Origin of the sequence: Vibrio injensis (assembly GCF_001895205.1) — a bacterium.
GTDB classification, from domain to species: domain Bacteria; phylum Pseudomonadota; class Gammaproteobacteria; order Enterobacterales; family Vibrionaceae; genus Vibrio; species Vibrio injensis.
The window spans coordinates 1-17,787 of sequence record NZ_BDJF01000032.1 but is presented as its reverse complement, the minus strand read 5'-3'; the positions used below and the strand labels follow the sequence as shown (position 1 = coordinate 17,787).

The window sequence follows — 17,787 nt, the reverse complement described above, 5'->3', positions numbered from 1 at the left end:
CCCTTAAGTTCCTCTTGGTTGATTGGGAATAAGAAAGCTCATTCGCGTGCAATGGTTCGGCTCAACGTCAATTTTAAGCGTTGCTGAGTGGCCAAACTGATGGATTAAGCGTTTATCGACAATGTGCATTCCTAAACCATCGTGATCGTGTTGTGGCGTTTGATAACTACCGGCATTATCTTCCACCACTATGCGCTGACCCGCAGGTTCGGCGAGATTATAGATGCGTATTTTACCGCCTTCGAGCAGATTAGATACCCCATGTTTAATCGCATTTTCCACTAAGGGCTGCAAAGTAAAACTCGGTAATTGACGGCTCAATAGCGGTTCGTCGATCGTAATCTCAACTTCTAAACGATCGCTAAAACGTGCTTTTTCAATGGTTAAATAGGCATTCACGTGCGCGAGCTCATCTTGCAAGGTGACCGTTTCAACATTTTGTTTGAGATTGCTGCGGAAAAACTGCGAAAGATGCTGAATAAGATCGCGAGCTTTAGCTGGATCACGTCGGATCACGGCACTAATCGTATTGAGTGCATTGAATAAAAAATGTGGGTTGACTTGAGCTTGCAGTAACTTGATTTCAGCTCGTGAGAGAAGAATTTGTTTCGCTTGATATTCCCCATACAGAATTTGGCTTGAGAGTAATTGAGCAATACCTTGGCCCATTGATACATTAATGGTTGAAAACAATTTACGTTTCGGTTCGTAGAGTTTGATGGTGCCGATCACTCGATCGCCAGCTCGTAGTGGAATAATCAATGCTGAGCCCAATTTACAGCTTGCTGATAATGAGCATTGATAGGGATGCTCTTTACCATCAAGATAAATGATCGCATTACGATTTATGGCGTCTAAAGTGCTTTGTGAAGATATCGCGGTATTCGGTCGATGATGATCATCGCCAACGCCGACAAAAGCGAGGATCTTGTCGCAATCGGTAATTGAAACGGCACCGACATTGGTTTGTTCATAAACAATACGAGCAATTTTATGGGCATTTTCAGGGGTAAAACCTGCCGCTAAAATTCCAACCGAACGTTCGGCGATGTTTAATGCTCGGCGAGAAAAAGTCGCGGAATACTCATCAAAAATAGTTTTCCTATCTTGCAAAATACTCATAAACAATGCCGCTCCTACTGAGTTGGCAATGATCATCGGAGCAGCAATCGCAGACACGAGGTGATAAGCCTCACTAAATGGCTTAGCAATCAGTAAGATCAAGGCCATCTGCACAATTTCAGCGACAAAGGTAATGCCAAACACCACACTGGGGCTAAACAGTAAATGGCGTTTGCCTCGTTTGAGTAAATAGGCATGAAACACGCCGCCAATCACTCCTTCAGCGGTGGTCGAAATAGCGCAAGCAAGATCGGTAAACCCACCAAGAGAATAACGGTGCAGACCTCCTGTTAACCCGACAGCAAAACCAATCAGCGGCCCACCAAATAATCCGCCCATGACCGCACCAATCGCTCGCGTGTTGGCTATCGCATCATCAATGTGTAACCCGAAGTAGGTGCCCATAATGCAAAATAGTGAAAACAACACATAAACGGTCATTTTATGACTAAAATGCCCAGAAATGTTGAGTAACGGTAGAAAGATTGGGGTTTTACTTAGCATATAAGCCAAGACTAAGTAGACACACATTTGTTGTAGTAGTGAGAGGATCAGTTCCATCAAGGTTTGCGCCTAGTCATCGATAGCCAAAACCGCTATTTTAAGTAACTTGAAGGCAATAAAATACGTTTGTTGAGTCCATTACTTTTCCAACGCTATTTTTCATTTGGTGTGTATCTTTAAGTTTACATTATTTGTTTTTTTAAATTTACACTTGCAATGTTTTTTTAGCCTGTTATTTTGTGTTTAGTTGAGTTTTGTTAGCCAAATACATTTTGGTGTAAATTAAAGATTACAGGTGTAGCAATGAAAAAAAGTGATTTAAGTGACATTAATATTGTTGATGAACAGGTCTTAATCACCCCTGATGCATTAAAAGCTAAACTACCATTAAGTGAAAAAGCCAGACTGTCGATTCGACAATCTCGGCAAACCATCGCCGATATTATCCATAAACGTGATCACCGTTTATTGGTGGTTTGTGGCCCTTGTTCTATTCATGATATTCAAGCCGCAAAAGAGTATGCTAAACGTCTACAGGTATTGGCGACTGAGCTGAGCGATCAACTGTATATTGTGATGCGAGTTTACTTTGAGAAGCCACGCACCACGGTTGGCTGGAAAGGTCTGATTAATGACCCGCATCTTGATGGATCGTTTGATATTGAGCATGGCTTACATGTTGGCCGTCAATTATTGGTAGATTTAGCGGAGATGGGCATGCCACTTGCGACAGAAGCGCTGGATCCGATCAGTCCGCAATATTTAGCTGATACCTTCAGCTGGGCTGCGATTGGCGCTCGGACGACGGAATCACAAACTCACCGTGAGATGGCCAGTGGTCTTTCTATGCCGATTGGCTTTAAAAATGGTACCGATGGTAGCTTATCGACGGCGATCAACGCGATGCAAGCAGCGTCATCAAGCCACCGTTTCATGGGCATTAATCGTGAAGGGCAAGTGGCTCTTTTAACCACACAAGGCAATATGAATGGCCATGTGATTCTACGTGGTGGCAAACAAACCAATTACGATTCCGTTTCGGTCGCTGAGTGTGAACAACAATTAACTGGTTTTGGATTGGAGGCGGCATTGATGGTTGATTGCAGTCATGCCAACTCGCGTAAAGATTATCGTCGTCAGCCATTGGTGGCAGAAGATGTGATTCATCAAATTCGCGAAGGAAACCGTTCAATCATCGGTGTGATGATTGAAAGTCACTTAAACGAAGGGAATCAATCAGCGGAGCTACCTAAATCGCAAATGCAATACGGAGTGTCGATCACTGATGCATGCATTGATTGGCAAACGACAGAACAATTATTGCGTCATGCTCACCAGGCGCTGGTGCCTTTTTTAGCAGACCGCTGTAAATCGTAGATAAAGGAACAACGATGGCTGAAGAGTTGAATGCATTACGAGAACAAATCGACGCATTGGATAAACAGATGATTGATTTACTGGCTCGCCGTTTAGCGTTAGTTGAGCAAGTCGGAGAAGTCAAAAGCCGTTACGGATTACCGATTTATGTCCCAGAACGGGAAGCGAGTATGCTGGCGTCGCGCCGTACTGAAGCTGAAGCGCAAGGTGTGCCACCACAATTAATCGAAGATATTTTACGCCGAACAATGCGCGAGTCTTACGCCAGTGAGAAAGACTCAGGTTTTAAATGTTTAAAGCCTGAATTACGCTCAGTGGTGATCATCGGTGGTCATGGCCAACTTGGCCGCCTGTTCGCTCGTATGTTTGAGTTATCCGGTTATCAGATCAAAGTGCTGGGTAGCCAAGATTGGCATCGCGCCGATGAACTCTTACATGATGCGGGTTTAGTCGTGGTAACGGTACCGATAGATTTGACTGTTGGTGTGATTGAGAAACTCAATCAACTCCCTTCCGATTGTATTTTATGTGATTTAACGTCAATTAAATCGAAGCCGCTGGCGGCCATGTTGAAGGTTCATTCTGGTCCTGTCGTTGGCTTGCACCCGATGTTTGGCCCCGATGTCCCAAGCTTAGCAAAGCAAGTCATCGTGTATTGTGATGGCCGAGGAGTGGAGCAGTATCAATGGCTGCTGGACCAATTTGCGATTTGGGGAGCAAGTTTATGTGCCATTGATGCCCAAGAGCACGACCAAGGCATGACCTTAATTCAAGCATTACGCCATTTCACTTCATTTGTTTACGGTGTGCATTTAAGTAAAGTCAATCCCAATATTGAGCAATTGCTTAAATTAAGCTCACCGATTTACCGCCTCGAATTGGCGATGGTCGGGCGTTTGTTTGGACAAGATCCTAACTTGTATGCGGATATTATTTTATCTTCACAAGAGAATATTGAAATGATTGGCCGTTTTCAGGATAGTTTGGAACAAGCGGTCAGCTTGCTTAAACAAGGTGATAAACCAAGTTTTGTTAGCCAATTTAATCAAGTGAGCGATTGGTTTGGCGACTATTCTCAGCAGTTTATGCAAGAGAGTCAGCACTTACTTAAACATGCCAGTGATGCATGGCAACGTTGAGAAACGCTATGGAGCCTCAGTCACTAAATGTTCTAAATCGCGGTGCAAAAGTTCGTCATCACCGATATTGAGTTCTACTAAGCGTTTTAAATGGGCGATACTCTCTAAATCAATATGAACCATCTTGATATGTAGAATACGCTCATTTTGCCGCACCAATTGTCCGCTTAAACGAATCGTGATCTCGCTTTCCGGCAGGGTAAACGCCACGTCTACTAACTGATCGCTATCTAAATTGGGTTCATCGACGGCCCACAAGAGTAAACCTCGTAAAGAGAGATCGTGGATACAAGTACTGAGCAGCAGATCGCCTTGTTGTAATGTTGCTGGTGCTTGGTAAAGAATGCGTGAAAACTGTCGACGTTCGATCATAAGTCCTACAATTGCGTAATGAGTACGCATTAAGCATAGCAGAGTACAGGTGTCTTAACTCGAATTTGGCGCACGAAATAAGGTTTTGTGCAGAGTAAAAAAGCTACCCGAAGGTAGCTTTAATCTAAGCAACGGATTATTTACTGATCCGTTTGTACTTAATACGGTGTGGTTCAGCCGCTTGAGCGCCAAGCGTGCGTTTTAGCCATTCCATATATTCAGTATAGTTACCTTCATAGAAGTTCACTTTGCCCTCATCTCGATAGTCAAGGATATGAGTGGCAATACGGTCAAGGAACCAACGGTCATGGGAGATAACCATGGCACAGCCAGGGAACTCTAATAAGGCTTCTTCTAGTGCGCGTAGGGTTTCAACATCTAAGTCGTTGGTTGGTTCATCGAGGAGTAGGACGTTGCCGCCAGCTTTCAATAACTTAGCCAAATGGACGCGGTTACGCTCCCCCCCAGACAGCTCACCAATGATTTTTTGCTGATCATTACCTTTAAAGTTGAAGCGAGAGCAGTACGCTCGTGCTGGGATTTCAAAGTTATTGATCTTGATGATATCCGCGCCTTCAGAGATCTCTTGGAAGACGGTTTTTTTGTCATCCATGCTGTCACGGAACTGATCGACCGAAGCCAATTTAACCGTTTCACCTAACTCAATGGTCCCTGAATCGGGCTGCTCTACGCCACTGAGCATTTTAAATAAGGTTGATTTACCGGCACCGTTAGCACCGACAATACCGACGATCGCACCTTTCGGCATACTGAACGACAGATTATCAATCAGCACGCGATCACCAAACGATTTGGTTAGGTTGTTAACCTCCAGCACTTTATCACCAAGACGCTCACCAGGTGGGATGAACAATTCATTGGTTTCGTTACGTTTTTGGTATTGACCGGTGGTCATCTCTTCAAAGCGAGCCATCCGCGCTTTAGACTTAGCTTGACGACCTTTTGGATTTTGGCGAACCCATTCTAGCTCTTTCTCAATGGTTTTCTGACGGGCGCTTTCCCCGGCTTTTTCTTGTTTCAAACGTTCATCTTTTTGTTCTAGCCAAGAAGTGTAGTTACCTTGCCACGGAATACCTTCACCACGGTCCAGTTCTAAAATCCAACCAGCAGCGTTGTCGAGGAAGTAACGGTCGTGAGTAATCGCGACTACGGTTCCGCTATAGTCCACCAAGAAGTGCTCAAGCCAAGCTACGGATTCTGCGTCTAAGTGGTTGGTTGGCTCATCGAGCAGTAGCATATCAGGCTTTTCAAGCAGCAAACGACAAATTGCCACACGGCGGCGCTCACCTCCTGATAGAGTGGCGATTTTGGCATCCCATTCAGGCAGACGTAAAGCGTCAGCCGCGCGCTCAAGAGCGGCTTCTAAATTATGACCATCTTTGGCTTGGATCAGGGCTTCTAATTCGCCTTGTTCTTTGGCTAGGGCATCGAAGTCTGCGTCTGGTTCAGCATAAGCGGCGTAGACTTCATCAAGCCGTTTGAGCGCATGGGCGACATCGGCTACGGCCTCTTCAACCACTTCACGGACGGTTTTATTTTCATCCAACACCGGCTCTTGGGGAAGGTACCCCACATTTAAGCCTGGTTGCGGACGAGCTTCGCCGTCAAAATCTTGATCAATCCCCGCCATAATGCGTAGCAGGGTTGATTTACCGGAGCCATTGAGGCCAAGCACGCCGATCTTAGCACCAGGAAAAAAGCTTAATGAAATATCTTTGAGGATTTGACGCTTAGGAGGCACAACTTTGCTCACCCGCGACATGGTATAGACGTATTCAGCCATTGCCGATCATTCCTAATCTTTCAAACAGAACAAAGCTATCATTCTATATCAAAGCGGATACTTTTGTTACTCGTCGGCCAGTTATTTTGCTTGGTTTACCTTTTGTTATGAATGAACCAAACCGCAATATTTTGAATAAAGTCAAGTGCAATAAGTTGATTACTATTTTTTCTTACTATTGACTTCAAGTTTACATCTTACACCTTTACATTTAGCTATGGAGTCTGCGTAATAAAGTGAATTGGGAAAGTGAAATAGAAGGGATCATCGCAATGGGGTATAGGGTTTTATTGCAACGACATAAACCGATGTCGTCAACGCTGCTCGGCTGTGCTTTGATCGGTGCTATAAGTTTTAGTGGCTCAGGGGTGGGCAAAACCTTAGATTTAGAAGCGCAACGGGAATTGTATGAACAAGCACACCAATGGTTAGATAATAAAGATGTTGCACGTTTCAAAAAAGCGCGTAGACAGATAGCCGATTATCCATTGACGCCGTATCTCGATTATCGGAGCTTTTTGATTGATTTAGGTGATAAATCTCCGATTGTAGTGCGTAATTTTATCGATAGTCATAAAACTTTTCCTTTTTCAAATCGGATCAGTGCACCTTATTTTGATGCTTTAGCGAGTCAGGGAAAGTGGGCTGAGATATTGAAGTTTTCTCCGAATGAACCTAATGGAGAAACGTATCGCTGTCATTATTATCATGCCAAATTAAAAACCGGGCGCTACAAAGAAGCTTTCATTGGTGCTAAAGCGCTGTGGCAAAGTGGCGCAAGTGTTTCTTCGGCTTGCGATCCGCTCTTCACGGTGTGGGAGCAGCAAGGTGGCTTGACGGATAGTCTAGTTTTACAACGTATGCTATTGGCTTTTGAAGGGCGAAATCGGCCATTAATGCGTCATTTAGCCAGTAAGCTGAATGGTAAACCGACACATGCAGAAGCATTGGCAATGATCGGTTTATACGATAAACCTGAAACGGTGGTGAGTTTTATTTCACAGTATCGAGATAAAACCTTGTTGTATCGTCAGGTGGAGCTGGCGTTAGAAAAAGCAGCGAGAGCCGATGCTATTCAAGCTCAACGGTTATGGGTATTTGTAGATAAACAGCTCGATTGGTCTGATTCGTTACGTGCTCGGACTGGGCAATATATCGCTTTGCGTATGATGAATGTCGAACCACCAGAGCTTCAACAATGGCGCGACAGCATGATTATGGCTAGCGATAATACCCATTTAATTGAAACTCGAATACGTTTAGCGTTGCGCAGTATGGATTGGAAGGGAATAGCTAAGTGGATAGAGCAATTACCCGCAGAAGATAAAGCCTCAACACGTTGGCAATATTGGTTGGCACGTAGCGAATTACAAGCAGGGCAAATGGAACAGGGATTAAAAAGAATGCGTAGCTTACTCGGGCAACGTAATTTCTATAGTGTTGCTGCGGCGGAAGTATTGCAGCAATCGATTCAATATCCAAGTTCGACCCTTTCTTTAAATCGCCAGTTGATTAAACCTTATCAAACGGAGCTTATTCGTATTGGTGAGCTGATTGAGCGCGATAAAATCGCCGCAGCGAAGAGTGAATGGAATTGGCTATTACAGCGAGTGGAACAGCCCAGCAAAGAAATGCTCGCTGTGTATGCTGCCACACAACATTGGTATCATTTAACGGTCCGCGCGACGATATCGGCTAATTTATGGGATAACACTCAGTTACGTTTTCCTCTCGCTCATCAATGGTGGTTCAATTTTTATGGAGAGAAACATGGTATTGATCCGATTACCTTGATGTCGTTGGCGAGGCAAGAAAGTGCGATGGATATCGAAGCGCGTTCTCCTGTTGGTGCTCGGGGCATTATGCAAGTCATGCCGACAACAGCTCGCTATACCGCGCAAAAATATCGCTTAAGTTATCAACATGAAGATGAGCTTTTCCAAGTCGGTAAAAATATCGAAATTGGCAGTCATTATCTGAATGATTTGTTGGCGAGATACAATAACAATCGTATTTTGGCTTTTGCTGCTTACAATGCAGGCCCTAGTCGAGTGGATCGTTGGCGAGAGCAGACTCAAGGACAGTTAGATGCCTATGCCTTTATTGAAGCCATTCCGTTTCGTGAAACCAGAGGTTACATTCAAAACGTATTGATGTTTGAAACTTACTATCGCGATGTTATGGGAGTGAGTGGCCGGTTTTTAACGGAGAATGAGTTGCAGACTATGTATTGATTCCCGCTCAGTCTGCTCTACAATACGGAGTATGTATCACTTAACGAGTACAAGCATGTCCACACAACCTGAGTACAGCGACTGGAGCGAATTATTAACCTTAGTACAACAAGCAGTTTCACGTGATCAGCATGAGATGTTGTTGACCATGTTGATGACGCCTGATGAACGAGAGGCATTAGTTGCACGAGTTAATATTCTCTGTGAGTTACTGAAAGGGGAGTTATCTCAACGACAAATGAGCCAACTTTTAGGAGTGGGCGTTGCGACCATTACTCGTGGGTCCAATGAGCTTAAATCACGTTCATTAACAGAGCGTGAAGCTTTGGCGGCGTTACTACTGAAGTAGTACGATTTATTACTTACCGTGATATTAATCATTTTGTAGTAAACCAGAAGAAAAGCATTTTATTCCGTTAAGCTCGTACTTATTTGTTTATACCGCATAAGTACAAGCTTAGCCTTAACCTATCAACTACTTTTTCAGATTGTTATCCGCAGATAAAAACAAATCAGGGTTCAAAAATGGTACTAGTGCTAGGATAAGTGCCTGATGATAAACTGAACTGCGAGTTAAGTGATGCTGAGTAAGCAAACTTATCGCTCCTCCTTTTTGTTTGATGTTATCAGTACCAAATACTTCATCCATAATCTCACCAAGTTCGTTGTTGGCGTGTAAACGTTGGTTAATGGCAGGAGGTAACATTAAGCTGGCAGAACGAGACTCTCCATATTGTTCGCCTGATTTGACGATCATCCAGGCAAACGTCATCCCCTGCTCAATGCCTGCTTCTAATCCCACATAAAAATCGGCTCCTGGATAAGCTTGCTCTGCATGGTGTACTCGATTCAGGGCGCCTTGCTTTGTTTCTTTATCGCTCATTGGTTGGGCGGCTACACCACTATCTACAGTCACGCCTTGTAAGTGCAGCGTATACTTAGGAAATAATTGCTCAAAAGCGCTTTTGACGGCGTTAATTTTGGCAGGATTAAGTGAGGCAACAATGATATGAATAACGGTTTGATTGGATGACATGTCGTGGTTCTCTTTGTTTCTTAGTCGATATACTCTAGCTAACTGAAGTTGCTCTGGTTTGCTTGCTCCAATCACCGCGTTACTCGTGTTTATTGGAGTTCACCTTTATCTACTGCAACTTCAAGCCGTTTAGCTATCGATTGATCTGCGATGTTTTTAGGCTTGGGTCAATTTAACCTGAGTAGGTTTAATATTTTCAATAGGATAACAACCAAGGACCTTTAAATGTTTGGTCAGCTTGGTCAACTCACCGAGTGCTTTTTGCATCTCGTCTGAATCCAGATGAGCTTGCAAGTCGACATAGAACATCTCTTCCCACGGATTACCCATGATCGGTCTGGATTCTAGTTTAGTCATGTTGATCCCATAACGCTGGAGTACCAACAGTGTTGCGACCAACGAGCCTGCTTCTTGTGCCGTAGACATGATCAAGGTGGTTTTTGCTGGAATTTGAGTTGAAACTTCAATTGGTTTACGGGCCACAACAATAAACCGAGTATGGTTTTCTGTTTGGTTCGCGATATTGGTTTGAATCGATTGCAAACCATACAATTTGCCACTTGTCGCATTGCCAATAGCCGCTACATCATTACGTTGCATTTGTTGCACTTTTTTCATCGCATCAGCAGTACTGGCGCAGGTTTCTAGTTTTACGCCTTTTAAGCGACTTAAAAACTCACTGCATTGTTGATGTGGCTGTGGATGAGAATAAAGAATTTTTAGCTCTTCCAAGCGAATATCTTGTGTCGCGACCAAGCAGTGTTCTATCGGTTGAGTGATTTCTCCAACGATGTAAAGGGTAGTATGTTGAAGTAAGTCATACACTTCATTAATCGAGCCGGAGCTGGTATTTTCAATCGGTAAAACACCATAATCAGCATGGCCAGATTCAACGGTTTTGGTAATGTCTCTAAACTGTTCGCAATTGAGCTCAATAAGTTCAGTATTTTTGCGGCTGAAATATTCTCGAGTTGCAAGATGTGAGTAAGAGCCTTTCGCTCCAAGGAAAGCAACTCTAGCCAATGGCTTGCGGTTTTGTGGGTTGGCTAGGTTCTGTAAGTAAGCTTGCTGTAGTAATACGGAGTCTTCGATAATCGTATGAAACAGTTTGGTAATATATGGGGCATCTAATTGATAATCCTGTTTACCGATTTGAATTAACTTAACCAATAGTTGCTGCTCTCGAACGGGGTCGCGTACGGGCTTTGATGTTTGTACTTTACTTTTGGCGACGTCGATACTGAGTTGACGACGTTCGGAAAACAACTTCAACAATTGATTATCAATAGTATTTAATCGGTCACGAATCTCTTCTAGTGACAATTCGGGGGTGGTCATAACTAAATCCTTATAAAAAAACCTCCCGATGGGAGGCTTTCTGTCTGTTCGTTTTTGACTTATTTTCTTTAAACGAGCAAGCCTCCAAGGTTATTGGAGAAAAAAGAAGTCAAAAATAAACAGCCTATGAGAGTTTAACATCGGTGATGATTACCTTAACGATTGAATGGACACAATAAGCAAGCCAGTAAACAGCGTCAAGCAAAAAAATAGCGCCCTAAGGCGCTAAATGGATAAGAGGGGAAGACTACTCTTCAACTTCTACAATTTCAGGTTTCTCGGTGCGCCGAGCATCAGGTTTATGACGCAATTTATTGAGCTGTCTCTCTAATTTTTGTTCAACTTCATTGATAGCGGCGTAGAGATCCTCGTGAATCGCAGAGGCGACTAATTGACCTTTGGGGATAGTGACCGTCGCTTCAAATTTTTTCTGTTTATTGGGGTGTTCACTAAAGCTTGCTTGGCAACCAGTGATATCGACTTGCCATTTTTCGAGCTTTTTAAATTTACTCTCAATGTAGCTACGGATTGCAGAGGTGATTTCAATGTTTTTACCAGTGATGTTCATTTGCATAGTGTTTTTCCTCTGTTGCATCCCTTATGGGTTAACTTCAGATTACAGGTTTGCAGATAAAATAATGTGATATTGATCACTATTTTGTTGGGTGTTGAGATGCTTGAGAGTAAACGTGATCTTTCGCAAAGAGTAGTAGGAATAGTCGATAAAAAAACTTGTCATTATTAGAGAAAACGCTAAATTGATAAGCGGAGTCACTAAATATCATCGCTGTTTTAGTGCTTTGTTACGGCCTGAAAAAAGACCGTTCTCCTTTTCTCAACACCTCGTCTTTTCATTACTGAAATTTGTATAAATTTTCTATTTCTAGCCATAGTTTCCCCACTCACATTATCGATTAATGTTCATGGGGATGGTTTATTCAGATAGTTTAATCATGCTGCTTAAGGGCGGGCGTTCAATTGCATGAGCTGTTTCGTTCGTTCGGCTGCATCCGTCAATCCCAACTGTTGATAGGCTTTTAGCTGAATGGATAAAGATTTACGTGCTGCTTCAGTACCAGGATAGGTTTTCTGTAGTTCTTGAGCTCGATTAATCGCAGCGATCCAAGCTTCACGACGTAAATAGAAATCAGCCGTCGCTAGGTCATATTCAGCTAAACGATTTTTCAAAGCTATCATGCGTTGTTGTGCATCATTTGCGTACAAACTGTTTGGGTAACGCTCAAGTAGGCGCTTAAAGTCTGCAAAAGCGGCTTTTACTGGTTCTGGATCACGATCACTACGGTCAATATTGAATAGATCGTGCATGAAGTTTCGATCTTGGGCCATATGGGTTAAGCCGCGCATGTACAGAACCCAGTCCATTTTTTCGTGAGTGGGATTGAGTCGAATAAAGCGTTCGATGGTGGCAAGCCCTAAAGCGAGATCATCATTTTTATAGTAAGCGTAAATCAAGTCCAGTTGAACCTGCTCCGAATATGCGCCGAATGGATAACGAGAGTCTAGCGCTTCTAACTTACCAATAGCGGTTAACCAGTTACCGCTTTGCAACGAGCTTCGAGCATCGCTGTACAACTCCGCGGGTGGAACGTCAGGGACAATCTCTTCTTTACTTGAACAGCCAACTAATAAAGATAATGCGAGTAAGCCTGATAAAGTTTGGTATTTCATGTCAGGGTTAGGTTCCTTGCAATAAAGCTTCTATACTTGGAGCGAGCTTGCTCCGTAAATCGTTTCGTTACTTTCCGATCAGTAACAGATACAATGAAAACATATTTTTCCACACTCGTGGCTATTAGTCTCACGGTTTTTAAAAAAGTTCGATATGGCTCAGCAGATTGAATTAACTCAAACAGTAAAAGAAAGCCAGCTTGGTCAGCGTTTAGATCAAGCGGTAGCAGAATTATTTGTCGATTTTTCCCGCTCTCGTCTTAAAGAGTGGCTATTAGATGGCAAAATTACAGTCAATGGAACGGTGGTCACTAAACCACGGACCAAAGTGATGGGAGGAGAGTGCATTACCGTTCTGGCCGAGCTAGAAGATGAACAACGCTGGGAAGCGCAAGATATTCCATTGAATATCGTTTATGAAGATGACGATATTCTGGTGATCAATAAACCCAGAGATTTTGTCGTTCATCCGGGGGCGGGAACGCCAGATCGTACTGTATTAAATGCTTTACTCTTTCATTATCCACCGATTGCCGAAGTGCCACGTGCAGGTATTGTGCATCGTCTTGATAAAGATACGACGGGTTTAATGGTGGTCGCGAAGACAGTACCAGCACAAACGCGTTTGGTCAGAGATTTACAAAAACGCAATATTACTCGTGAATATGAAGCGATTGCGATCGGTAAAATGACCGCAGGTGGCATGATCGATAAACCAATCGGTCGTCACTCAACAAAGCGTACCTTGATGGCAGTGAATCAAATGGGCAAGCCAGCGGTCACGCATTATCGTGTCGCAGAACATTTTCGTGAACACACCAGAATTCGTTTGCGTTTAGAAACTGGCCGAACTCACCAAATTCGAGTGCATATGGCTTACCTGCAACATCCATTGTTAGGCGACAGTGCTTACGGTGGTCGAGCTCGTATTCCTAAAGGAGCAACCCCTGAACTTACGGAAATGATCCGAGCTTTTGATAGACAAGCATTGCACGCCGTAATGTTAAAGTTTGAACATCCGATCACTGGCGAAGAGCTTGAGTTTCATGCTCCTGTGCCCGACGATATGGTTATTATGACTGAAGCGCTACGTGAAGATGCTAAACTAAATTATTCGCAAGAGTATTAAACTATGTCGGTGATCATTCCTAATTGGCCAGCGCCTAACAATGTGAAAGCATTTTGTTCAACCCGTGATGGTGGATTTTCTCTTCCGCCTTACGATGGTTTGAATGTTGGCATGCATGTTGGGGATGATCCCGCGACTGTGGCAAAAAATCGCGATTGGCTGCAACAATATTGTCAGATGCCATCAGCGCCTATCTGGCTTAATCAAACACATTCAACTCGAGTGATTGCAGTTAACCAGCCTAGTGATGATGTATTAGATGCTGATGGTATTGTCACATCGACTCCGCATGTTGTTTGTTCTGCCATGACTGCTGATTGTTTACCTGTATTGATTACTAATACGCAAGGCAGCCAAGTTGCCGCAGTTCATGCTGGGTGGCGAGGATTAGCGGGAGGGATTGTAGAACAGGCACTAGACAAATTCTCTGATGATGTTGTGGTCTGGCTTGGCCCAGCCATCGGCCCTGAAGTTTTTGAGGTTGGTGACGAAGTTAGGCAGGCTTTTTGCGATTATGATAGTGATGCGCAAAGGGCTTTTTTAGCAACATCAAATGATGGTAAGTGGCTAGCTGACATCGCCCAGCTCGCGCGATTGCGTTTAGCTAAAATCGGTGTTGAACAGGTAGTTAATAGTCATTTATGTACTTATCAACATGATCAGCAATTTTATTCGTACCGCCGCGATGGCGTAACAGGCCGACAGGCTTGCTTCATCTGGATTGAATAGTCGATATAACATAGTGTTGGATCGTCATTAAAGCTTCACATTTAACTTAGCTATCTTTTCTATTGCTGGAAAAATGGTTGCTTATCAGTTTTTAAACTCTTCGTTTTACAGCCTTATCTTTAGGATGTTTTTTGCTCATAAAGTTCTCTCTTATGACTTGAAATCTCCCCTCTATGTAACCATGTTCTTTATGTGATTAGTTTCTCTTGAACGAGATTAGGAAGGTGGTTATGCGTCTTGATAGATTTACCAGTAAATTTCAAATAGCCATTTCTGATGCGCAGTCTTTGGCTCTAGGCCGTGATCATCAGTATATCGAGCCAGTTCATCTAATGGTGGCACTGCTCGACCAAAATGGCAGTCCTATTCGTCCTTTATTAACCATGTTGAATGTTGACGTGGCACAACTACGCTCAAAGTTAGGCGAAATGCTCGATAAGCTCCCTAAAGTGAGTGGGATTGGTGGTGATGTTCAGCTCTCTGGTGCTTTGGGTACGCTATTTAATCTCTGTGATAAAGTGGCGCAAAAACGTCAAGATGCGTACATCTCTTCTGAAATATTTTTGCTAGCAGCAATCGAAGATAAAGGCCCTCTTGGTCAATTATTAAAAGAAATCGGGCTAAGTGAGAAAAAACTCTCAGCGGCGATTGAAACAATCCGTGGTGGACAAAAAGTTAACGATCCTAATGCCGAAGAGCTTCGTCAAGCTTTGGAGAAATTTACTATTGATCTGACTGAGCGAGCCGAGCAAGGTAAATTGGACCCGGTAATAGGTCGTGACGATGAAATTCGCCGTACCATTCAAGTATTGCAACGGCGCACGAAAAATAACCCAGTGATCATTGGTGAACCTGGTGTTGGTAAAACCGCCATTGTCGAAGGTTTAGCGCAGCGAATTATTAATAATGAGGTCCCAGAAGGTTTGCGTGGTCGACGGGTACTTTCTCTCGATATGGGCGCTTTAGTCGCAGGAGCTAAATATCGCGGTGAATTTGAAGAGCGTTTAAAATCTGTACTGAACGAGCTGGCTAAAGAAGAAGGTAATGTCATCTTATTTATTGATGAATTGCATACTATGGTCGGTGCGGGTAAAGGCGAAGGCTCGATGGATGCTGGGAATATGCTCAAACCAGCTCTAGCGCGTGGAGAGTTACATTGCGTTGGCGCAACAACACTCGATGAGTATCGCCAGTATATTGAAAAAGATCCGGCATTGGAGCGTCGTTTCCAAAAAGTCTTAGTGGATGAACCGAGCGTTGAAGATACGGTGGCGATTCTGCGAGGGTTAAAAGAGCGCTATGAGTTGCATCATCATGTTGAGATTACCGATCCTGCGATTGTTGCTGCGGCAACACTGTCACATCGTTATATCTCCGATCGTCAATTACCGGATAAAGCGATCGATTTAATTGATGAAGCCGCTTCGAGTATTCGTATCCAAATGGATTCAAAACCGGAAGTGCTTGATAAATTGGAACGAAAAATTATCCAATTGAAGATTGAACAGCAAGCATTAAGCAATGAACACGATGATGCGAGCGAAAAGCGTTTAGCCATTATTAATGATGAGTTAAAAGAAAAAGAGCGTGAGTACTCGGAGTTAGAAGAGGTTTGGAATACGGAAAAAGCGGCGCTGTCGGGAACGCAACACATTAAATCTGCATTGGAACAGGCGCGTTTAGATTTAGAAGTGGCAAGACGTGCTGGTGATTTAAACCGCATGTCTGAGTTGCAATATGGACGAATTCCAGAGTTAGAAAAGCAACTGGATTTAGCGACTCAAGCAGAGATGCAAGAAATGACGTTGTTGCGTAATAAAGTCACTGACGAAGAAATTGCGGAAGTATTATCAAAGCAGACGGGTATTCCTGTTGCGAAAATGCTGGAGGCTGAAAAAGAGAAACTGTTGCAGATGGAAACGTTTTTACACCAACGTGTCATCGGACAGTCAGAAGCGGTTGAGGTGGTTGCTGATGCAATTCGTCGTAGTCGAGCTGGATTATCGGATCCTAATCGCCCAATAGGTTCTTTTTTATTCTTAGGTCCAACGGGCGTAGGGAAAACCGAGCTTTGTAAAACGCTGGCTAATTTCATGTTCGATAGTGAAGATGCCATGGTGCGGATTGATATGTCTGAATTTATGGAAAAACACTCAGTGGCTCGTCTCGTTGGTGCGCCTCCTGGTTATGTGGGCTACGAAGAGGGCGGGTACTTGACCGAAGCGGTGCGGCGTAAACCTTATTCAGTATTGTTATTGGACGAGGTTGAGAAAGCGCATCCGGATGTGTTCAATATTTTATTGCAAGTGCTCGATGATGGTCGATTAACCGATGGTCAAGGTCGAACCGTTGATTTTCGTAACACAGTAGTGATCATGACCTCGAATTTGGGGTCATCTCGCATCCAAGAAAACTTTGCTCATTTGGACTATCAGACAATGAAAGAGCAAGTTATGGAAGTAGTGAGCAAACATTTTCGTCCCGAGTTTTTAAACCGGATTGATGAAAGTGTGGTGTTCCATCCATTAGCTCAAGAGCAAATTAAATCTATTGCCTTTATTCAGTTAGAGCGTTTACGTCAACGTTTAGCGGATAAAGATTACGGATTAATTGTTAGTGATGAGGCGTTAGAACTTGTTGCTCACATTGGATTTGATCCCGTGTATGGTGCAAGACCGTTAAAACGTGCTATTCAGCAAACAATAGAGAATCCGTTAGCAAAATCGATGTTATCAGGGCAATTTATTCCTGGTGCACCCATCTATCTCGATGTTAAAGAGGGTGATATCGTCGCGCATCAATAGCTCCTTGCCCATGAAGGCTATGTCAAAGGCTATGTCACAGGCATAGCCTTCTTTGTTTATTGTCCAAGGTCGAAATCAATCAATTAGTAGGATGAATTCGGCTTTTTGATGGTTTATTGAGCGCTTAATTCGCTGGTGTGCATTTTTATTGTTTTTACTATTGCCAACCTGAATTTAACCCCTATAATGCGCCCTCACTGACACGGCAGACGCCGCAAGGCTTCAGGCAGTGTTAGTTGAGGGAAAGCTTCTAAAAAAGAAAATTTGAAAAAATGTTTGACTCTTCAAATTAACTCGCTAGAATTCACCTCCGCTTCGAAGCTCAATGAAGTTTCCAAGCCAAGCTCTTTAACAATTTAAACCAATCAATCTGTGTGGGCACTCGTTGATGATAATCAAAATGCTTAGCAATAAGTACTTCGGTATCAATGAACTGAGTGACCAATTGATAGCGCTTTTAGCTCTATCGGCACAGTCAATTCATTATCGTTCTGTTGGAACGATAATAGC

At 43.4% G+C, this 17,787-nt stretch carries 14 protein-coding genes and 1 other annotated feature; of the genes, 7 read left to right on the top strand and 7 right to left on the bottom strand.

The annotated features are described in order from the left end of the window. Positions 1-3 precede the first annotated feature (3 nt). Positions 4-1,683, bottom strand: coding sequence for a sensor histidine kinase (locus BSR11_RS15960; protein ID WP_072671328.1), 1,680 nt, complete (start codon positions 1,681-1,683; stop codon positions 4-6). 246 nt (positions 1,684-1,929) lie between these two features. Here BSR11_RS15960 and BSR11_RS15955 point away from each other — a divergent pair, with 246 nt between their 5' ends. Beyond that, entirely contained in the window at positions 1,930-3,003 is a 1,074-nt protein-coding gene (locus BSR11_RS15955; protein WP_072671327.1) for a 3-deoxy-7-phosphoheptulonate synthase, read from the top strand. A 14-nt stretch (positions 3,004-3,017) separates the two neighbouring features. Further along, positions 3,018-4,142, top strand: coding sequence for a bifunctional chorismate mutase/prephenate dehydrogenase (tyrA, locus tag BSR11_RS15950; RefSeq protein WP_072671326.1), 1,125 nt, complete (start codon positions 3,018-3,020; stop codon positions 4,140-4,142). Between the two features lie 6 nt (positions 4,143-4,148). Here the strand turns inward: tyrA and BSR11_RS15945 are convergent, their stop codons facing one another. Beyond that, positions 4,149-4,514, bottom strand: coding sequence for a PilZ domain-containing protein (locus BSR11_RS15945; RefSeq protein ID WP_072671325.1), 366 nt, complete (start codon positions 4,512-4,514; stop codon positions 4,149-4,151). Positions 4,515-4,650: 136 nt separating this feature from the next. Further along, positions 4,651-6,318, bottom strand: coding sequence for an energy-dependent translational throttle protein EttA (gene ettA, locus BSR11_RS15940; RefSeq protein ID WP_072671324.1), 1,668 nt, complete (start codon positions 6,316-6,318; stop codon positions 4,651-4,653). 272 nt (positions 6,319-6,590) lie between these two features. Here ettA and BSR11_RS15935 point away from each other — a divergent pair, with 272 nt between their 5' ends. Together BSR11_RS15935 and trpR are read left to right on the top strand one after the other, a co-directional pair. Beyond that, entirely contained in the window at positions 6,591-8,552 is a 1,962-nt protein-coding gene (locus tag BSR11_RS15935; protein ID WP_072671323.1) for a transglycosylase SLT domain-containing protein, read from the top strand. A gap of 55 nt (positions 8,553-8,607) precedes the next feature. Continuing rightward, positions 8,608-8,901 carry a trp operon repressor gene (gene trpR / locus BSR11_RS15930; RefSeq protein WP_208604794.1) on the top strand — a complete coding sequence of 98 codons (294 nt, stop codon included), beginning with the start codon at positions 8,608-8,610 and terminating at the stop codon, positions 8,899-8,901. Positions 8,902-9,027: 126 nt separating this feature from the next. Here trpR and yjjX read toward each other — a convergent pair whose 3' ends face one another. The 4 genes from yjjX to BSR11_RS15910 form a co-directional block, all read right to left on the bottom strand. After that, complete coding sequence (gene yjjX, locus BSR11_RS15925; RefSeq protein WP_072671321.1) at positions 9,028-9,588, bottom strand: inosine/xanthosine triphosphatase; 561 nt, start codon at positions 9,586-9,588, stop codon at positions 9,028-9,030. A gap of 156 nt (positions 9,589-9,744) precedes the next feature. Then, positions 9,745-10,926 carry a prephenate dehydratase gene (gene pheA, locus BSR11_RS15920; protein WP_072671320.1) on the bottom strand — a complete coding sequence of 394 codons (1,182 nt, stop codon included), beginning with the start codon at positions 10,924-10,926 and terminating at the stop codon, positions 9,745-9,747. A gap of 11 nt (positions 10,927-10,937) precedes the next feature. Next, positions 10,938-11,062, bottom strand: a sequence feature (Phe leader region). A 111-nt stretch (positions 11,063-11,173) separates the two neighbouring features. After that, on the bottom strand, positions 11,174-11,500 hold the full coding sequence (hpf, locus tag BSR11_RS15915; protein WP_072671319.1) for a ribosome hibernation-promoting factor, HPF/YfiA family: 327 nt from the start codon (positions 11,498-11,500) through the stop codon (positions 11,174-11,176). A gap of 386 nt (positions 11,501-11,886) precedes the next feature. Further along, on the bottom strand, positions 11,887-12,615 hold the full coding sequence (locus BSR11_RS15910; RefSeq protein WP_072671318.1) for an outer membrane protein assembly factor BamD: 729 nt from the start codon (positions 12,613-12,615) through the stop codon (positions 11,887-11,889). A 154-nt stretch (positions 12,616-12,769) separates the two neighbouring features. On the opposite strand from BSR11_RS15910, the gene rluD reads away from it, so the two are divergent. The 3 genes from rluD to clpB all read left to right on the top strand — a co-directional run bounded on the left by rluD (position 12,770) and on the right by clpB (position 17,277). After that, positions 12,770-13,744 (top strand): 23S rRNA pseudouridine(1911/1915/1917) synthase RluD, encoded by a 975-nt coding sequence (gene rluD / locus BSR11_RS15905; protein WP_004394104.1) that lies wholly within the window; start codon positions 12,770-12,772, stop codon positions 13,742-13,744. Positions 13,745-13,747: 3 nt separating this feature from the next. Next, the gene (gene pgeF, locus BSR11_RS15900) at positions 13,748-14,473 is read left to right on the top strand and encodes a peptidoglycan editing factor PgeF (protein ID WP_072671317.1); all 726 of its coding nucleotides are present in this window, start codon (positions 13,748-13,750) and stop codon (positions 14,471-14,473) included. 230 nt (positions 14,474-14,703) lie between these two features. Beyond that, positions 14,704-17,277, top strand: a complete 2,574-nt coding sequence (gene clpB, locus BSR11_RS15895) for an ATP-dependent chaperone ClpB (protein ID WP_072671316.1) — start codon at positions 14,704-14,706, stop codon at positions 17,275-17,277. Positions 17,278-17,787 lie beyond the last annotated feature (510 nt).

What these genes read in the sequence shown, in the direction of transcription:
- BSR11_RS15945 (WP_072671325.1), bottom strand. Translation starts at nt 4,514, where the DNA reads ATGATCGAACGTCGACAGTTTTCACGCATTCTTTACCAAGCACCAGCA.
- BSR11_RS15910 (WP_072671318.1), bottom strand. Translation starts at nt 12,615, where the DNA reads ATGAAATACCAAACTTTATCAGGCTTACTCGCATTATCTTTATTAGTT.
- pheA (WP_072671320.1), bottom strand. Translation starts at nt 10,926, where the DNA reads ATGACCACCCCCGAATTGTCACTAGAAGAGATTCGTGACCGATTAAAT.
- tyrA (WP_072671326.1), top strand. Translation starts at nt 3,018, where the DNA reads ATGGCTGAAGAGTTGAATGCATTACGAGAACAAATCGACGCATTGGAT.
- BSR11_RS15960 (WP_072671328.1), bottom strand. Translation starts at nt 1,683, where the DNA reads ATGGAACTGATCCTCTCACTACTACAACAAATGTGTGTCTACTTAGTC.
- trpR (WP_208604794.1), top strand. Translation starts at nt 8,608, where the DNA reads ATGTCCACACAACCTGAGTACAGCGACTGGAGCGAATTATTAACCTTA.
- rluD (WP_004394104.1), top strand. Translation starts at nt 12,770, where the DNA reads ATGGCTCAGCAGATTGAATTAACTCAAACAGTAAAAGAAAGCCAGCTT.
- hpf (WP_072671319.1), bottom strand. Translation starts at nt 11,500, where the DNA reads ATGCAAATGAACATCACTGGTAAAAACATTGAAATCACCTCTGCAATC.
- clpB (WP_072671316.1), top strand. Translation starts at nt 14,704, where the DNA reads ATGCGTCTTGATAGATTTACCAGTAAATTTCAAATAGCCATTTCTGAT.
- BSR11_RS15955 (WP_072671327.1), top strand. Translation starts at nt 1,930, where the DNA reads ATGAAAAAAAGTGATTTAAGTGACATTAATATTGTTGATGAACAGGTC.
- pgeF (WP_072671317.1), top strand. Translation starts at nt 13,748, where the DNA reads ATGTCGGTGATCATTCCTAATTGGCCAGCGCCTAACAATGTGAAAGCA.
- ettA (WP_072671324.1), bottom strand. Translation starts at nt 6,318, where the DNA reads ATGGCTGAATACGTCTATACCATGTCGCGGGTGAGCAAAGTTGTGCCT.
- yjjX (WP_072671321.1), bottom strand. Translation starts at nt 9,588, where the DNA reads ATGTCATCCAATCAAACCGTTATTCATATCATTGTTGCCTCACTTAAT.
- BSR11_RS15935 (WP_072671323.1), top strand. Translation starts at nt 6,591, where the DNA reads ATGGGGTATAGGGTTTTATTGCAACGACATAAACCGATGTCGTCAACG.